Raw genomic sequence first — 17,689 nt, 5'->3', positions numbered from 1 at the left:
GATTGTCTAGCATGCTAAGGTAGCATTTTTAATCAAGTGCAACTAAATACAAACACAACACACACTATATTTATTATTTAATTTGCTTGCGTGCAATTTAGTGCAACAACCAAAGAAGATAACTATTCTATGGAGAAGACGGATGACTGTAAGCACTCCGATGATCATTATGTTCATCGTATATATTACTGGCATGTTACTTATTGGTTATTTAGCTTATCGTTCAACGAAGAATTTCGATGATTACATTCTCGGTGGACGAAGTTTAGGTAGTGTAGTCACAGCACTTTCAGCAGGGGCCTCTGATATGAGTGGTTGGTTGTTGATGGGGCTACCTGGTGCTATTTTCCTCGCTGGGATTTCAGAAAGTTGGATTGCTATCGGGCTGAGCTTGGGGGCATATCTTAACTGGTTATTTGTTGCTGGGCGTTTGCGGGTTCAAACGGAAAAAAATAATAATGCATTGACGCTACCTGACTACTTTACCAGTCGCTTTGAGGATAATAGTAAAATTTTACGCATTATCTCTGCTGTTGTAATTCTTGTTTTCTTTACTATCTATTGTGCCTCTGGTGTTGTTGCTGGGGGATTACTGTTTGAAAGTACTTTTAATATTAGCTATGAAAAAGCTATGTGGCTTGGTGCGTTAGCAACTATCGCTTATACCTTCCTTGGTGGCTTCTTAGCTGTCAGTTGGACTGATACAGTGCAAGCCTCATTGATGATATTTGCACTTATTTTAACGCCTATTGTGATCATTTTCTCATTAGGTGGACTAGATACTGCAATCGATGTTATTCAAACGAAAAACCCTGAATACTTAGATATGTTTAAGGGGTTGAATTTTGTTGCGATTATTTCATTATTAGGGTGGGGGCTAGGTTACTTTGGTCAGCCTCATATCTTAGCGCGTTTTATGGCTGCTGATTCACATCGCACGATTCGCTCTGCGCGTCGTATTAGTATGACATGGATGATCCTTTGCCTTGGAGGAACAACTGCGGTTGGTTTCTTTGGTATTGCTTACTTCGAAATTAACCCTGCGTTAGCCTCATCGGTGATGGGAAATAACGAACGTATTTTTATGGAGCTTGCAGGAATACTGTTTAACCCATGGGTTGCAGGTATCTTACTCTCTGCTATTTTAGCGGCGGTTATGAGTACATTAAGCTGTCAATTACTTGTGTGCGCAAGTGCGTTAACCGAGGACTTATACAAGCCGTTCCTGCGTAAAAATGCGAGCCAAAAAGAGCTGGTTTGGGTAGGGCGGATCATGGTTCTGGTAGTGGCTGCGATTGCTATCTATATTGCACGTGACCCGAATAACAAGGTGTTAGCATTAGTGAGTAACGCATGGGCTGGCTTTGGTGCCGCATTTGGGCCAGTCGTCTTGATTTCTGTGTTATGGAAACGAATGACTCGTACAGGTGCACTTGCGGGGATGGTTGTTGGTGCCGTTACCGTATTAGTCTGGATGAAATATAAATGGTTTGATCTGTATGAAATCATCCCTGGTTTTATCCTTGCAACAATTGCAATTATTGTGGTCAGTATGATAACTAAAGCGCCAAGTGCCGCTGCTCAAGCCCGCTTTGATGAGGCTGAAGCGGAATATAAAATGAAATAATTGATAAAATAAAGTAACCCCCAATAGTTGGGTAACCAACTATTGGGGGTTATGAGCAAATATAAAATGACTAATGGATCTTTTTCATTGATTTTATTTTTAAATAGTCTCATTTTATGAGCATTCAAATTTGAGTTTTTTGGTTGTTTTTTCACGGTAAATGACAGTAAAAATAATCGGAACAAATAAGCCAATTGAGTATTTTCTTTGAGTAAGGCGCTCAGCTTGCTTCCTCTAGGCTTGTCTAAATCGCTTATTTGCTTTTGTTACCCGATGACTTTCTCACAAGTATCCGCAATCCACTCTGGAGACCCCTTAGACCCACCGTTTAGTGCCAATATTTGCGGAACAATATGATCCCATGCTTTATGTGAAAGCTCATAACTTGGCCTTGATTCAAGTTTTGTTAACCAGCCACGGATATTGGGGTATTTTTCTATCATTTGCTTAAAATTGGGGTCAATCCTTAAAGCAAAAATATCGCAAGCGTAGAGTAAATCTGCGGCGGAAATATCACTTCCTGCTAAGAAATTTTTGCCTTCAAGCAGAAAATCTAAATTTGCAAACATATCATGAAGTGCATTTAATTTGGCTTCAATCTCATTGACCGATGGTTTTGCCACCCCAAGATATGCAGGCATTAACAGTACGGGAAGAAAATATTCCAATGTTGATATTTTACGAAGATTCGTATGATACCAAGACAAATGTTTATTGATGACAGCCTTAGCTCGATGGGTTGCTCCAAACCATTTATCACTGCAACCGTGAATATCTGTAAGATAGTTCATGATTGCCGTTGCTTCGGAAAGGCAAAAATCGTCGTACTGCATTGCGGGTATCTGATGCAACGGATTGACGGCTAAAAATTCATTAGAAAGATGTTCTCCCCGCGTCAACCATGTGTATTTGATATTGATGGGAATATTAGCTTCAATACAAAGCCAGTGAACGGCTCTGCTTGGCTCTGAAGTAGGATCATGAAAAAGAGTTAATGTGGATAAATCTGCCATTTTTTTACCTTTAATTTAACGTTGCCCATTAGAGATAAAGTGAACTTTACTGGCAAGTTCGTGACTTACCTCTTTCAAAGTAATATCAAAATAAATTAATAAATAACAGCTCAAATTCTTAATAGTCCGTAGATATAAATTCTCTATGCTAATTTAAGTCAATGGCGTCATTAACAGAAGGTGCCTGCATGGCTAGGAAAAAGTGCATTGAAAATGTACTCGCACAAATGAAGAAGTTTGAGCTGAGCATATTTGGCGCAGAAATATGCCATATCGGTAGGCTATGGATATGAATGGATAAGCCATTACGACACAGATAAACGTTAAAAGGCCTGAGTTCAGAAGTGTATTGAAATCAGGCCTGATAAGTTATTTGAACAAAGTATCTAATTTTATGGGAACACTTTGCTATCTGGTCTTTAATGGGTCTGCTTACGACGTTTAACTACTTGGTAACCAATGAATAGAATAATAAACCAGACAGGCGTTGCGATAAGAGCTTGCCTTGTATCGTGCTGGAAGGCGAGCAGGATCACCATAAAGACAAAGAAAGCCAAGCAAATCCACGACATCACAATACCTGCTGGCATTTTATAATGCGAGGCCTGATGAAGTTGTGGGCGGTTTTTTCTGAACTTGAGATAGCTATATAAGATCATGCTCCAGATAAACATAAATAGGATTGCTGACACGGTAGTAACCAACGTGAAAGCGTGCATGATATCTGGGATAAAGTAGATCAAAATAATACCGAAACTTAGGCAAATGCAGGTAAATATTAACCCCGTTGCAGGCACGGCTTTTTTCGATAAGCGACTAAACTGTTTTGGTGCATCGCCTTCTTTTGATAGGCCAAATAGCATGCGGCTCGTAGAAAAAACGCCACTATTGGCAGAGGATGCCGCAGAGGTAAGTACGACAAAGTTGACAATACTTGCTGCGGCAGGAAGGCTGATCAGGACAAACATCTCTACAAATGGGCTTTTATCCGCCAAGATGGTGCGCCAAGGTGTTACCGCCATAATAACTATCAGCGATAGCACATAGAAAGCAATAATTCTAAAAGGGATGGCGTTAATTGCTTTTGGTAATGATTTTTCGGGATCGCGGGTTTCCGCAGCAGCAGTTCCCACTAATTCAATACCAACAAAAGCGAAAATAGCTATCTGGAAACCAGCAAAGAAGCCACTAATCCCCATAGGAAACATTCCGCCGTCATTCCAGATATTGCTTAGTGATGCCGTATGACCAGCCGGTGATTGGAAGTTCATTGCGATTAAAGTGCCGCCAACGATAATTAACGCGATAATGGCGACAATTTTGATCATGGCAAACCAAAACTCCAGTTCACCAAATAATCTGACTGAGACTAAATTGAGTGTTAACAGCGTCACAACACAGATGAAAGAGGTCACCCATTCAGGGAAATCAGGCACCCAAAAGCTGACATAGGATGTGATAGCCACAATATCAGCAATACCAGTAATGACCCAACAAAACCAATAGGTCCAACCAACAAAGAAGCCAGCCCATGGGCCAATCAGGTCGGCAGAAAAGTCGCTGAATGATTTGTAATTAAGATCGGAGAGTAATAATTCACCCATCGCTCGCATAACAAAGAACAAGATGAACCCAATAATCATATAAACGAAGATGATAGAAGGGCCAGCTAGCGAAATAGTTTTACCTGAGCCCATAAATAGGCCCGTTCCGATCGCGCCACCGATAGCGATAAGTTGGATATGTCGGTTGCTGAGGCTACGTTTTAGCTGATTCCTCTCTGTGGGAGGATTTGTTGATGTTGAGGGTTGATTTTCTTCCATAGTATCTATCCAAAGAAGTGGTTATGTGCAGTCACAGTGTATTTTTAATTGTGTGACAGTGTTTGCATAAAATATTGTGACACAAATCTCAGTCAGTGTAAGAAAAACTTAACTGACTGTAATCAGAGTGGTGATATCTTAATCTGAATATAACACCAAGTTAACATTAGCAACCAAAATTTAATTGGTTAAGTAAAATTAGCAGAATAATGTTGACTGTGCTAAATGAGAGGCGTTAAATGAGTGCATCGGGTTGTTAGCTCAGTTGGCAGAGCAGTTGATTCTTAATCAATTGGTCGGGGGTTCGAACCCCCCACGACCCACTAATTAAATCAGTGCGTTATGTGTGAGTGAGTATTTTTAAATTATCTTGCGTGTCATATTCGTGCCATTCGCATTTAAAATATCATCAATGTTTTCCCAGTCGCCCATTTCTTGAAGCGCGGATAGAGCCTCCCCAGATTACCCAAGTGTGATGTAAGTCTTCGTTGAAAGTGTGTTGGTGCGGTAGGCTACTGCTGATGTATTTCTTGGATATCTAGCGCTTAGCTCGAATGATAGCCCATAAATATATATGCGCTGCGTAAACTTCCTCATTTTCTACGGTTATTTTCTTTTCCTAATACTCCTCACTATGCTATTTACAAATGATTCTAATCATACCCTCTCTATGATTAACTGATATAATCCATGTAACTTAAAAAATGAGTTTATGATTATGAAATTACTAGCTGTTGCTGCTTTATTATTCTCTACATCGACAATAGCGGCTAACCAATGCAAACCTGATAATGAGTGCTTGTCTTTTAAAACCAGTGAGAGTGAAATCTCTATAGCTTGTAAAAATATAGAATCAGCGAAACTCAATACATATATAGATACAAACGACTCATTAGCTATTATGCTAAAAAGCGGTACTGGGCTGAGTGATTTTTCTGTTAAAAACACTGGAAAAACAATAGATATTTACATTAGTGGCGTAAAGTATCATCGAGCTGTTATTACTGCACGAATGGACACTTCGATTCGAATTCCAATTACAGTACGCCCTAATTTTAAATTAGTAGATGATTTGATAAGGTGTGTGAATTAATATTAATCCAACATGCTTTTAGATTAGGTGATCTTCCTTATTTTCTTCTATCGTATATATCTTGTGGATGAGTATCTTTTTCACAATTTCCACGGTGGTATCGAAATCGAGGCAGAGGACATTAATCGAAGTATGGTACATTCTAACTCATTATTTAGATTTTGCAGGTTCTATTGCGGTTTGAATGCTCTCGATAGCTTCAATGCTAGGTGGCGACGAAGCAATAGAAATCGTGCTTGCTTGCCTGCTAGTTTACGGCTGCAATATATGGTCAGCGTTAAATATTAATTTTATGAAAAAGTATCGAGCCACCACCAAGGGTGTTCAATGCCTTAATTTATTGTGATAACCATAACGAACCCCAATGTTAGAGGGATGACAAAATAGAATGTGCGAATGTAAAAAATAAATATCCATTAAAAATAATATGGAGAATGATAAAAATAGTAGTCAGCAAGTAAATAATTGAGAATTTTCTTCTTAAAAAGGATATGAGCCCAGATAGAACACAAACGGAGAGAACAACTTTTAAGCCGTATGACGCAATTATTGAATATAAAAGGGATTCATCAGGGTGTTTAATCAACCACAACTGGATCGTTTTCAATAACGCCCCAATTAAAAATTGAGAAATAAACCAAAATATAGCAACAGATATAAGAGGGTATTGTCCAGTGATCAATTTTTTAAATGGGTTCATAAATAATCATCAGTATTGGATGGGTTTACAGAAAATACTACAGGTAAATGACTAACACAAATATTAAAAGGCGGTTTAGTATGAATTAACTAAAAAACCCCTGTTTTGTAATTACATTTTCATCGCAACTTATGAATATGAAGATAGGCAAATTTACTACAAAGTGATATGCAATCCCCTATAAATCTGCCGATTTGCCTTTCATTAAATATCACTGCTTAAACGCTCACTTAGCTCAATAGTTAAACGTTATCAGCTTTCAGTGTGGAATGACGTGTAAACTAACATAGTCCATTAAGGCAATATACGCGCTTTATGTCCATGATAAATCGACATTTACGCTTCTAAGATCTATTCACTATCACCATTGTTAAGTATTTAAAAGCCATCAATGCCTAAAAATTTAGTGCAATCAGCATGAGCGAAATTGTTATATATTTGTCACAAAATTGTTTCTATTTGTTATTTTTAATGGTTTGTTGTGATTTTAATCACAATAATCCCATCTTTTTTTACATATAAATCGCTCATCTTTATGTCGTTTTAGTCAATGAAGGATCATCATTATGGTATTTTCCATTCGAGATACACTTTTTTCCTTACTGACCTTGGACGGTATTTCAGGTCATGAAGCCCCTATTGCCAATGTTATGCAAAAACATTTTACAGAGAGCGCTAAGGAAGTTTGGCAGGATCGCCTCGGTAATATAGTTGCTCGTTATGGAAGTGACGACGCAAAAGCGCTGCGTTTAATGGTATTTGCGCATATGGATGAAGTGGGATTTATGGTGCGAAAAATTGAACCGTCGGGGTTTATTCGTTTTGAACGAGTCGGTGGGCCTGCACAGGTGACGATGTCGGGATCTGTTGTCCGTCTTGCGGGAGAGCACGGCTCAATACCTGGATGTATCGGTATTAAATCCTATCACTTTGCTAAAGGTGATGAACGTACGCAATCACCCTCGATTGATCAATTGTGGATTGATGTCGGAGCGAAAGATAAGGCTGACGCTGAAAGAATGGGCATAAAAGTCGGTACGCCAATCACACTGTATAACCCGCCTCAAGAATTAGGTAATGACATGGTGTGTAGTAAAGCATTAGATGATCGACTTGGATGCACTGCTTTACTTGGTTTAGCTGATGCGATTAAAGATAAAAAGCTAGAAATCGCACTATTTATTGTCGCGTCAGTGCAAGAGGAATTTAATATTCGTGGGATTTTACCAGTATTACGCCGTGTAAAACCCGACCTTGCTATTGGGATCGATATTACGCCTTCTTGTGATACGCCCGACCTTCAAGACTATTCGGATTTAGTGATTAACAAAGGTGTCGGCATTACTTGCTTAAACTATCACGGTAGAGGCACGCTTGCGGGATTAGTAACTCCTGTTCGCTTAATCAATATGTTAGAAAAAACAGCTTCCAAAAATCATATTCCGGTACAAAGAGAAGTTGCACCAGGTGTCATAACAGAAACGGGATATATTCAGGTTGAACAAGATGGCATTCCTTGCGCAAGCCTATCTATTCCTTGCCGCTACACACATTCACCGGCTGAAGTTGCTAGCTTACGAGATCTCAGTGACTGCATCCGGTTATTGGCTGCATTAGCGACACTTCCCGCTAATCAGTTTCCTATCGAGTCTGACTCAGACAATAACCAAGAGGTTACATTAAAATGAAAAAAGTCCTCGTTGCATGTGGAACGGGTATGTCTACGTCCACAATGATTGCTCAAAAACTCCAAGATTACTTAGCTAGTGAAGGCATCTTAGTGGCGACTTCACAATGTTGTTTAAACGAAATCCCACTAAACAGCCACGGTGTTGATTTGATCATCACCGCAATGAAAACGGATACAGATTATGGCGTACCGACTTTGAATGGAGCCGCTTTACTAACAGGAGTTAATGACGATGCATTAAAACAAAAAATTAAAACGTTGTTATCACAATAAACCTCATAGGTGACGTTATGTTTGACTATATACTTTCTCTAGGCGGTACAGTATTTGTCCCAATCGTCATGATAATTATTGGCTTAATCTTTCGCATTCCATGGCTACAGGCCATTAAAGCTGGGGTTACCGTCGGTATTGGTTTTGTCGGAATGGGGCTAGTGATCGTGATGGCTATTGATAGCCTAAGCCCCCCCATCAAAATTATGATTGAACGTTTTGGCTTATCGCTACATGTACTTGATGTAGGGGCAGGGCCAGCATCCGGTGTTGGCTATGCAACGGCGATTGGTGCAGTCATTATTCCCGTTATTTTCTTACTTAATATCACGTTATTGTTTACTCGCCTAACGAAAACAATGAACGTTGATATTTATAATTATTGGCACTATGCAATTACCGGAACAGTTGTTCAAATTGCGACGGGGAGTTTAGTTTATGGTATCGCTGGTGCTATGTGTCATGCCATCTTATCGCTAAAAATGGCAGATTGGACGGCAAAACGCGTACAGACGATTGTTGGTTTGGAGGGGATTTCAATTCCTCAAGGGTATGGCTCTAGCTCAGTTCCTCTATTTGTACTTCTTGATGCTATCTATGAAAAGATCCCTTTCCTAAAAGGAAAGAATATCGATGCACAAGCTATTCAAAAACGCTATGGCATGGTGGGTGATCCGGTTATTATCGGTGTTGTACTGGGATTATTATTTGGGCTTGCAGCAGGAGAAGACTTTAAAGGTTGTGCGACTTTAATGATTACGGTTGCCGCGATCATGGTGCTATTCCCTCGCATGATCCGCTTAATTGTTGAAGGCTTACTTCCTATCTCTGAAGGCGCTCGTAAATTTTTCCAGAAACATTTTAATGATCGAGAAGTGTTTATTGGCCTAGATACCGCCGTAACGCTGGGTCATCCAACCACAATTGCAGTGGGTTTGCTTCTTATCCCTATCATGTTGATTTTGGCAAGTATCCTGCCATTGAACAATGTATTACCACTCGCTGACTTGCCAGTTGCTCCTTTCTTTATCTGTATGGCCACGGTGATCCACCGCGGTGACTTATTACGCACATTACTGAGTGGTGTGATTGTTATGAGCACCGTTTTGCTCATCGCAACGCAGTTTGCCCCTTTCTTTACCGAAATGGCACGTAATGGCGGATTTAACTTTGCCGAAAATGGCGCGCAGATTAGCGCACTGTCAGTTGGCAATATGTTTGGTTGGTCTATTTACGAATTAATGTCATTTGGTCTTATCGGTGTCGTGTTAACTGTTGGCATTGTTGCCTGTGTCGTTATTTTCTTACGTAATCGTGAATTACCTGAATAAGGAGTATAGAAATGAGTTGGTTGAAGGATGTTATTGGAACAGAAAAAGCAGTCATTGCTATGTGCCATTTACGTGCATTACCTGGTGATCCTGATTTTAATGCGCAGCATAGTATGCAATGGGTAATTGATAGGGCATATGAGGATTTAATGGCATTACAAAATGGCGGTGTTGATGCAGTTATGTTTTCAAATGAATTTAGCCTGCCTTATCTCACTAAAGTGAAGCCGGAGACAACTGCGGCAATGGCACGGATCATTGGTCAATTAATGAGTGAGATCCGTATACCATTTGGTGTAAATGTTCTTTGGGATCCGATCGCTTCGTTCGATTTAGCGATGGCGACAGGAGCGAAATTTATCCGAGAAATATTTACGGGTGCCTATGCAAGTGATTTTGGCGTATGGAATACCAATGTTGGTGAAACTATTCGCCATCAACATCGTATTGGGGCAGGGGATGTAAAAACGCTTTTTAATATTGTACCTGAAGCCGCGGTATATCTAGGTGGACGAGATATCTGCTCAATAGCAAAGTCTACCGTTTTTAATAATAAACCAGATGCACTATGTGTTTCGGGATTAACTGCTGGAGCAAAAACAGATAGTGCAATTTTGAAACAAGTGAAAGATACGGTGCCGAATACTGTGGTCTTTGCCAACACTGGGGTTTGCCTCGAAAACGTTGAAGAGCAGCTGAGTATTGCTGATGGCTGTGTCACCGCGACGACTTTTAAAAAAGATGGCATTTTTGCCAACTTTGTTGATCAAACTCGAGTGGAAAGATTTATGGAGAAAGTGCATAGCATAAGGCAATAAGAAAGGAGATAAGCAAAATACTTATCTCCCTCGTGATACTAAGAGTCCTCGCAAGCTTCGCCAAAAGTTAGGCGAGGACTCAATAATCAAGCATATACCGAACCTTAAAGGAGTCAATATACAATGATTGATGATGCTAAATGGATCCAAATAAATCAAGTTGCAGCCGATTGGAAAGAAGCGCTTAGCATAGCTTGTACGCCTTTAATTATTCATGGTGCTGCTGAGCCTAACTATTTACAAGGCATCATTAAAAACACCCAAAGTTGGGGGCCTTATTATTTAATTGCTCCGGGCATTGCTATGCCACATGCACGTCCGGAACAAGGGGCTATCTATAACCAAATTACTCTCACAACCTTAAAACAGCCCGTTGTATTCGGTCATGAAGATTGTGACCCTGTATGGTTATTAATGACTGTTTGCGCAACTCAAAGTGATGATCATATTCGACTCATACAGTACATCGCTGAACTTATTGATAATCCATTATTACTTGATGAAATTCGTTGTGCTAAAACCCATGATGATGTTTTGCGGTTGCTAAATTCATATTGATTTATCCATGAAGGAGTGATGATGATATTACACCCGTCTTTGGCTTCTGCTGACCCACTTTGGCTGGGTTCAATTATTAATAAACTGGCTAATCAGAATATTGGGTCATTACATCTGGACATTGAAGATGGCAATTTTATCAACAATATTACTTTTGGTATTAAGTTGGTAAAAGCAGTTGCACAAGCTACAGAACATGCATTATCTATTCATTTAATGGTGTCTCAACCGTTATTTTGGATAAGGGAGCTTGCTCCTTTTAGCCCCAAATGGATCTTCTTTCATCCTGAGGCGGTGCAAAACCCTTCAGAAATTATTGCTGAAATAAAAAAGATAAAGGCAAAAGCAGGTATAGCATTAAATCCAAGTACACCAGTTGCTCCTTATCAATACCTCATTAATAAATTAGATGCTTTGATGTTGATGACTAGCGAGCCGGATGGTGAAAATCAGCAATTTATACCATCAATAGTGGATAAAATTCAGCAAATACCACCACTCTTTAGCCAACTGGAGTATTGGGCTGATGGTGGGATCAGTGCAGATAAAATTCAGTCATTAAAAAAGGTTGGTATTAATAATCTTGTCATAGGAAGAGCACTGTTTTCGACAGACGATTATGAAAATACGATAAAACAACTTAGCAATTAAATTCGGAGAGAAGTCGCTTATGAGTCTGTATAAATCTGATCGGATCCAACAGATGCTGCACTATCTTTGGAAATGTCGAGAGCTTTCAACACAACAAGCGGTGGAGTTGTTTGGTTGTGCAGAAGCGACAATTCGTCGCGATTTTCAATATATCGCTGAACATTATCCTGGTATGACGCGAACTCATGGGCACTTAAATTTCGACGACAGTACGACAGATAAAGAGTCTCAATTTGATGTCAGACGCTCTTTAAATTGTGCATCTAAACGTGAAATCGCACTCATTGCTCGCAAATTAATTCATGAAGGCGACTGTTTTTTTCTTGACTCAGGCTCTACTTGTTTAGAATTAGCGAAGTGTCTGGGGGATATTAGCGTTAAAGTCATTTGTAATGACATCAAAATAGCTAACCAACTTGGAATGTTTCCAAATGTAGAAAGTTATATCATTGGGGGGTTAATCAGGCCTGGTTATTTTACGGTAGGTGAAAGCCTAGCATTAGAGACGTTAAATGCTTTTGCCGTTGATCGTGTCTTTATGTCTTGTGATGCATTATCGATTGAGATGGGAATAACGAATGCTACTATGTTTGAGGTGGGAGTTAAACGCAAACTAATAGCGCGTTCACCAGAGGTTATTTTGCTAGCGGATCACACAAAGTTTGATATGTTCGAACCTCATGCTGTTGCAACCCTATCTTGTATTAAAACAATTATTAGCGATAGTGGGCTATCGAGTGAAACTCAGCAACGGTATCGCCAAGCAGGCTGTGAATTAAAATGTGGTTATTAGGGAATAATAGGCGTATTTATTACGGCTATATGTTTCCGTAAAATTGCTGTTCATATGATCACTTAAAAGGATAGGATGAATCTAGTTGTCGCTGTCTTATTTTAGGATAAGTAGTAAGTGAATAATTTCAGATTTATAGTATTATTTTAGATGATTATTAATTTTCAGCTATCATCATGATGCGCTCAGTTAGCATTGAGATATAGCATGATTTAATTTTTTCGATGATCAATATCTATTTTATTGTTTTCGAGTTTACTTGGTTTTTATTTTATTATATATCTTCTAATTGAATTTAAGTGCCTTCATTTTTTATTATGAGGTAAAAAAATCCAATTTATATATATTGATTTTGAAGTAAGCTCTGCTCTAACTGAGTTGCTGAAATTTTATTTGATGAAGAGATGAAATACTCTTTTCAAGAGAAAAATGTATCTAATAAAATGAGTAAAGTAATATAAATGAGAATGTCTAAATCAGATTTTTGAATAAGCCGTAGAGGGGAGTAAACTGCCTGTATTATGTCAGTTTGATGCTGAGTGTTTCGTAATATTTCGTTTTTTAATATAAGTATTACACCGTAGACTGTTTTTTAACCTAATTTATAAGATATTGAATAAATCTTAATGATTTTTACCTTTTTTTGTAATATATACTTTATCAATTAAATTTAAATGCTTTTTTTTGTAAAAATCGAATATTTAATCTGAATATATTCCCTCCTGAGTTTTCTTTTGGTTTTTATTACTATTCAATAATGATGGTCTTTTTTGGATTAATGGCTATTAAGGCTTATAAGTTCAAGAGAATCCATTAGTTTTTACACTTATTTGTTGTTTTTGGGGTTTCTATAATCAATGGATATTGTTTTAGGATAATTTGATTTAATCAGGATAATTGATTAGATTACCGAAGAAATATTGAATGATTCAGACTTTATGTTTCGTTCTGTACTCGGGGTTAAATAAAAATGAAAATTAGTAATTTAGAATTTGAACAAATTGAATTAGATTTGAGCCATAGGGAAGTGTTTATTAAAGCTGTAGGAATAGAATTAAGAAAATTGAGGAAAAGTTATTCTTTAAGTGGTAGGGAATTAGCTGGAATTATGAATGTATCTCAGCAGCAAATATCTAGATATGAGTGTGGTGTTTGTGCGATCCCTACTGATGTTTTGATTATAATTTTAGGTTTTTTTAAAATTACACTGTTTGAGTTTTTTAAAGGGGTTTATCTAAATGCTTTTGATATAGATATGAATATGGTTCAAGATAAATACTATAATGTTTTTATTTCTCATTGAATAATCATAAGTGCTCCTGAAATAAAACTCATCTAATGATTTTTTAGTCTTATTAGCATGTTTAAGTATTTTATATTTTTACTTTAAGTTATAAAGTAGAGTTTAATTGTTATTTTAAAATTTCCCCATCATGTTAAGTGATCATGATGGGGAGGTATTCGTGGTACTTATATGGGTGATATCAGATAAGTGATTTTGTACATAAAGAGCATATAAATAGTAGTAATATATTAAATATACTTCAATTTCACTAAGCACTCAGACCTCCATTTTTATTTAGAGTGTGAGTTTTATTTGAGCGATAAAATAATAACCTATTATGATACTCTATTGGTGTATATGTAACTAAATAGTGTTCCCAAGAGCCATTCTAAACTCATCTTTTTCTCTTTTAGTAAAAATTAAGCTAGTGATTATTACTTCTATTCAGTATTTTTATATTCTCTAAATCTGCTTTTATCGCTGTAGTAAAACTGATATCAACATTCATGCATACTCATTTAATTTTTATATAAAACCGGTGTTAAATGGTAAGTTTTCAGTCATTATTAATACCTAAACGTTAGTAAACTCCTCCTATACAGCGGGGAAGGGGGAGAGAAACAGACCATCAATTGGTGTTAGGTATTCCAGTGATATCGCCACTCTTTAGGGCGATAACTGTGTTGATGCACCAAAACTGGGGCTGATATAGCCCTTAAATCTCAAAAAATAGAACGTTATTACACGGTAGGGTATGCCCTGAGTGGCAGCAAAACCAACCCACTGCCGGCAATCCACTTAACAGGGTATTGGTTGAAGGGCGCGGGTTTTGAGACCGGTTTCACGTTCACGGTGAAGATTTTAAACGGTTGTTTGGTGTTGATACCCGACAGCGAAGACATCCGAGCGATGAAGCAGCAAAACCAACAACAGCAAGCGCAACTCAGTGCCATCAAACACACGATGCGCAAGTTGATGGCTGAGTATGTGAGCGGCTAAAGGGTAAACTGAGCAGCTCTCAAATAAAGCCGGAAAATCATGGGGGGATCTTTCCGGTCTATTACTCAAAATAATCGTTTTTACTTGTTTATATGCTATTGGTTATTAAACTTCACGTAATTTTTACTCTCTATATTTAATTGATGTTTAAAAAATTCAGTATTTTTGTATTCATTCATGGAACTATGGTTACAGCTACTATAGTCATCTCCAGAGCTACCATCATTTTGCCATCTGCACACCGGACAAATTTCATAAAATGCATCTTCTTTGTCTTCAAAAACAATATAGTTACAGGCGGAACAAGGAACACCACGAATTAAATTGTCATCACGGTCTATAATTATTATTTCATTTCCTGTAATATCTTTGATAATTTCTTCAAAAAAACTATTTTTTAGTAATTTTGAATAATTAAAATTATCAAGTATTATATCATTATACTTTTGTTTTATTGCCTCTAGTGGTTGCTTATCTTCTATTTCACTCAGCTCAAAAAGAAATTGAACCCGCCCATCAACAGTCTCTTTAAATAATGCATGAAGTTTCAAGAAATCAATCACTTCTGAATATAAAAATTCAATCTTCATTATAAACTCTTCGCTAATTCAATTGCAGTTTGGAATGCATCGCTATCCCGACCATCATCTATATAATAAGTCCGCATTTCTCTTTTACCAGCATGACTGACAAAGATCTCACCAGTACTCTTATCATGTTTAATAATAATGTTATTAACCTTAGCTTCCTGCATGCTTTCCGTAAGCGGTTTTTTAGAAAACTCTTTGGCTTTATTTAAATATTGAGGCTGAGTGATATCACCGAATTCTTACCATGCTTAAGATAATGATATTGTAAACCAGATAAGTTATTATGTGTCACACCATCAATTTGGTAATCTCTCTTCTGAGGATTGAACCCCTTCCAGTTAATGGATGCTGTGAGCCCAAGGCAACACCCCGCCAACCCAAACGGGTCCACCCAAACTGTCGGACAGTGCACATACCCATACGGATTCACACCACCCAGTAGCCCTATTGGGTCAGGACATAGATATTGTCCGGTATTCTTATCCTAGTATAGAAATCGGTTATAATACAAGCCCGTTTCGCGGTCTTCATATTGCCCGGCAAAACGAAAATGGCATTCGGTATAATTCGGGGCATTGTCGGCTTGACCGTCTTGGGACTGCTAAAAATGTATTTATCCCCACGTATTGAGGCGTCCTGCCCAACTGGCTATCCCTTTTTAGTAAAAATCTCTCGGGGTGTGTCTTGATAGTCTGTCACCATAGAGTGCAATTTCCCCTTTTGATAGCGAGCTGTAGGGGTGATGCTCGCTGGCTGATAAAGCCATTGAATTTCCGCATCACACGCTACGGTACCAAGCCCCAAAACAGAACGTCATTACACTGTGGGGGATGCCCCGAACGGCAGCAAAGCCAGTCCACCGCCCACGATACACTTTAAAGGACTAGGGCTAAAAGACGCGGGTTTTGAGACAGGTTTCACTTTTACGGTGAAGATTTTAAACGGCTGTTTGGTATTAATCCCCCGACAGCGAAGGCACCCGAGAGATTAAGCAACAAAACCAACAACAGCAAGCGCAACTAACTGCCATACGGCACACGATGCGCGAGCTGATGACAGAGTATACAAGCGGCTAAAAGCAAAACTGAGCGGCTCTTAAAAACGAAGAAGCCAGAAGATTGGAAGGTTCTTCTGGCCTAATAACTATATTTAATTACATTCATAATTGGATGAAACTATTTCAACATAACTATCATTTCCAGTAATTAAATAATGTTTTAAATTAAATCTATTTAATGGGTCATAAAGTACTTTTTTATGTTTCAATATATCAGAATTCATTACTTGGTAAATTCCTGAATCAGGGTGGTATCCATTTTGCTCCCAAAAGTTAATTCTATTAGTTATGATTCCTTGGCCTTCTATAGAATAATTATCAGAATAAGCATCAAAAAAATTCATAGAAACACATCTTAATTCAGCCACCATTAAAAAGTGAATTTCTATTTCACGATACGTATCACTTTTAAAATTATCAATATCTTGAATATCAATCCTCAGTTTTACCCCACTTGATTCTGTATAAATTACCTCAAGATCCGTAGTAGATACTTTAAACGCTAATTTTTCAGACGCTAATAGTAGTTTCATATTTTCCCTTATTAATTTTTACAACAAATTATTTTGTTTAGGCCAGATCCATCTTTATTTTGTGTGATGCTTATAGATCTAGATGGAGGCCTATCTAAAATATCTTTAACTAAGTGTTTTGGCACCTTTTCATATGGAACATATATTGCGTGCTGTGGGTATTTACCAGACTCAATTATAGCAGCTAAGCCACGATTATTAAGAGTTACAGGTTTACCTGTAGCTGGATCAATTGTGTATGAAATAACAAAGGTATCGGGGCTAATATGTCCAACTTTAATATCATTCGCAACATCGAGAATAGGTCTTCCAGCTATTAAAGGATCGGCCTGACTACCAATACTACTAAAGTTTGGGGCTATTCTATTTTGGCCAAAGTGCAGGTCTTTAGGAAAATCAGTAATTTCTCCATGCATAAATGGATCAAAACTACTCAGTCCGTATGGATCAATAAATTTCGTTGGATTGTGTACGTAACTATACGGATTCAACCCACCCAATAGCCCTATCGGGTCTGGTGAAATATACTGCCCACTGTCCTTATCATAGTACCGAAAGCGGTTATAATACAAGCCCGTTTCGCGGTCTTCATATTGCCCGGCAAAACGAAAATGGCATTCGGTATAATTTGGGTCATTGTCGGCTCGACCGTCGTGAGACTGCCAAAATACCATTTGCCCCCACGTATTGAGGCGTCCTGCCCAACTGGCTATCCCTTTTTCAGTAAAAATCTCTCGGGGTGTACCTTGATGGTCAGTGACCACATAGTGTAATTGCCCCTTTTGATAGCGAGCAGTAGGAGTGATGGCCCCCGGCTGATAGAGCCATTGAATACCCGCATCATATGCCACAGTA

General features: G+C 38.2%; 18 protein-coding genes and 1 tRNA gene. 13 read left to right on the top strand and 6 right to left on the bottom strand.

Features of this window, described 5'->3' with window-relative positions; all coding sequences use genetic code 11:
* Positions 1-142: 142 nt before the first annotated feature.
* Positions 143-1,627: a sodium/proline symporter PutP gene (putP, locus tag PR709_RS04810; protein WP_014658023.1), complete on the top strand. Its 1,485-nt coding sequence runs from the start codon at positions 143-145 to the stop codon at positions 1,625-1,627.
* A gap of 266 nt (positions 1,628-1,893) precedes the next feature.
* On the opposite strand, the gene PR709_RS04805 is transcribed toward putP, so the two are convergent.
* Both PR709_RS04805 and cycA read right to left on the bottom strand, forming a co-directional pair.
* Positions 1,894-2,640 (bottom strand): glutathione S-transferase family protein, encoded by a 747-nt coding sequence (locus PR709_RS04805; protein WP_272570768.1) that lies wholly within the window; start codon positions 2,638-2,640, stop codon positions 1,894-1,896.
* 419 nt (positions 2,641-3,059) lie between these two features.
* The gene (cycA, locus tag PR709_RS04800) at positions 3,060-4,463 is read right to left on the bottom strand and encodes a D-serine/D-alanine/glycine transporter (protein WP_076914412.1); all 1,404 of its coding nucleotides are present in this window, start codon (positions 4,461-4,463) and stop codon (positions 3,060-3,062) included.
* Between the two features lie 250 nt (positions 4,464-4,713).
* Between cycA and PR709_RS04795 the strand changes: the two genes are divergently transcribed.
* From PR709_RS04795 to PR709_RS04745, 11 genes are all read left to right on the top strand, one after another.
* A tRNA-Lys gene (locus PR709_RS04795) sits at positions 4,714-4,786 on the top strand.
* Between the two features lie 395 nt (positions 4,787-5,181).
* Positions 5,182-5,556 (top strand): hypothetical protein, encoded by a 375-nt coding sequence (locus PR709_RS04790; protein WP_225829581.1) that lies wholly within the window; start codon positions 5,182-5,184, stop codon positions 5,554-5,556.
* 1,266 nt (positions 5,557-6,822) lie between these two features.
* Positions 6,823-7,944: a M42 family metallopeptidase gene (locus PR709_RS04785; protein WP_004918530.1), complete on the top strand. Its 1,122-nt coding sequence runs from the start codon at positions 6,823-6,825 to the stop codon at positions 7,942-7,944.
* Positions 7,941-8,219 carry a PTS sugar transporter subunit IIB SgcB gene (sgcB, locus tag PR709_RS04780; protein WP_004918532.1) on the top strand — a complete coding sequence of 93 codons (279 nt, stop codon included), beginning with the start codon at positions 7,941-7,943 and terminating at the stop codon, positions 8,217-8,219. The genes PR709_RS04785 and sgcB overlap by 4 nt, the downstream gene beginning before the upstream one ends.
* A 17-nt stretch (positions 8,220-8,236) precedes the next feature.
* Positions 8,237-9,550, top strand: coding sequence for a PTS sugar transporter subunit IIC SgcC (gene sgcC / locus PR709_RS04775; RefSeq protein WP_004918533.1), 1,314 nt, complete (start codon positions 8,237-8,239; stop codon positions 9,548-9,550).
* A gap of 11 nt (positions 9,551-9,561) precedes the next feature.
* Positions 9,562-10,368: a BtpA/SgcQ family protein gene (locus PR709_RS04770; protein WP_004918534.1), complete on the top strand. Its 807-nt coding sequence runs from the start codon at positions 9,562-9,564 to the stop codon at positions 10,366-10,368.
* Between the two features lie 123 nt (positions 10,369-10,491).
* Positions 10,492-10,926 (top strand): PTS sugar transporter subunit IIA, encoded by a 435-nt coding sequence (locus tag PR709_RS04765; RefSeq protein WP_004918535.1) that lies wholly within the window; start codon positions 10,492-10,494, stop codon positions 10,924-10,926.
* Between the two features lie 21 nt (positions 10,927-10,947).
* Entirely contained in the window at positions 10,948-11,577 is a 630-nt protein-coding gene (locus PR709_RS04760) for an epimerase (RefSeq protein WP_014658027.1), read from the top strand.
* Positions 11,578-11,596: 19 nt separating this feature from the next.
* Positions 11,597-12,370, top strand: a complete 774-nt coding sequence (locus PR709_RS04755) for a DeoR/GlpR family DNA-binding transcription regulator (protein ID WP_004918537.1) — start codon at positions 11,597-11,599, stop codon at positions 12,368-12,370.
* A 970-nt stretch (positions 12,371-13,340) separates the two neighbouring features.
* On the top strand, positions 13,341-13,673 hold the full coding sequence (locus PR709_RS04750; protein ID WP_004918538.1) for a helix-turn-helix domain-containing protein: 333 nt from the start codon (positions 13,341-13,343) through the stop codon (positions 13,671-13,673).
* Positions 13,674-14,363: 690 nt separating this feature from the next.
* Complete coding sequence (locus PR709_RS04745) at positions 14,364-14,654, top strand: SymE family type I addiction module toxin (RefSeq protein WP_071599647.1); 291 nt, start codon at positions 14,364-14,366, stop codon at positions 14,652-14,654.
* 95 nt (positions 14,655-14,749) lie between these two features.
* Here PR709_RS04745 and PR709_RS04740 read toward each other — a convergent pair whose 3' ends face one another.
* Together PR709_RS04740 and PR709_RS04735 are read right to left on the bottom strand one after the other, a co-directional pair.
* Entirely contained in the window at positions 14,750-15,244 is a 495-nt protein-coding gene (locus PR709_RS04740) for a CPCC family cysteine-rich protein (RefSeq protein WP_004918541.1), read from the bottom strand.
* Positions 15,244-15,408: a hypothetical protein gene (locus tag PR709_RS04735; RefSeq protein ID WP_004918543.1), complete on the bottom strand. Its 165-nt coding sequence runs from the start codon at positions 15,406-15,408 to the stop codon at positions 15,244-15,246. Before PR709_RS04735 ends, PR709_RS04740 begins: the two co-directional genes overlap by 1 nt.
* A gap of 659 nt (positions 15,409-16,067) precedes the next feature.
* Between PR709_RS04735 and PR709_RS04725 the strand changes: the two genes are divergently transcribed.
* Positions 16,068-16,235, top strand: coding sequence for a SymE family type I addiction module toxin (locus PR709_RS04725; RefSeq protein ID WP_154611413.1), 168 nt, complete (start codon positions 16,068-16,070; stop codon positions 16,233-16,235).
* A gap of 158 nt (positions 16,236-16,393) precedes the next feature.
* Here PR709_RS04725 and PR709_RS04720 read toward each other — a convergent pair whose 3' ends face one another.
* Complete coding sequence (locus PR709_RS04720; protein WP_004918544.1) at positions 16,394-16,834, bottom strand: hypothetical protein; 441 nt, start codon at positions 16,832-16,834, stop codon at positions 16,394-16,396.
* 11 nt (positions 16,835-16,845) lie between these two features.
* Positions 16,846-17,689: RHS repeat domain-containing protein (locus PR709_RS04715; protein ID WP_272570765.1), on the bottom strand; the 844-nt coding region annotated here is incomplete at its 5' end.

The sequence above is a fragment of the Providencia sp. PROV267 genome (genome assembly GCF_028477825.1).
GTDB lineage: Bacteria > Pseudomonadota > Gammaproteobacteria > Enterobacterales > Enterobacteriaceae > Providencia > Providencia stuartii.
Note: the sequence above shows the minus strand (reverse complement) of the source record. Positions and strands in the feature narration are given on the sequence as shown.